The 278-nt window shown below is 66.9% G+C and carries 1 protein-coding gene; it reads right to left on the bottom strand.

The window, feature by feature from the left end; genetic code table 11:
* Positions 1-278 (bottom strand): FAD-dependent oxidoreductase (locus EN874_RS33505; protein WP_135884765.1); only part of this gene is annotated, 278 nt, incomplete at both ends.

The raw sequence follows: 278 nt of genomic DNA, 5'->3' as shown, positions 1-278 counted from the left end.
AAAGCGGTCTCGGTGTGCACGGCCTGGATCCAGCCGTTGCGGGTGAGCGGCACCGCCAGCTTCTCGTCGCGGATCAGGTCGAACACCGCATCCGCGGTCGAGGCGGCAAAATTGACCAGCGCCTCGCCACGCTCCTTGCCGAAATGCTCGACCAGCCATTCCGGATCGTATTTCAGTCCGGGGATGACCTGACCGCCATTGAGACCCGAGGCACCCTCGCCGATCGCTCCGGCGTCCAGCACCTGGACGGCAAGGCCCTGCCGCGCGGCATGGAGCGC

This window comes from Mesorhizobium sp. M1D.F.Ca.ET.231.01.1.1, from assembly GCF_003999155.2.
Classification (GTDB): domain Bacteria; phylum Pseudomonadota; class Alphaproteobacteria; order Rhizobiales; family Rhizobiaceae; genus Mesorhizobium.
This window is presented reverse-complemented; position numbering and strand designations above follow the sequence as displayed.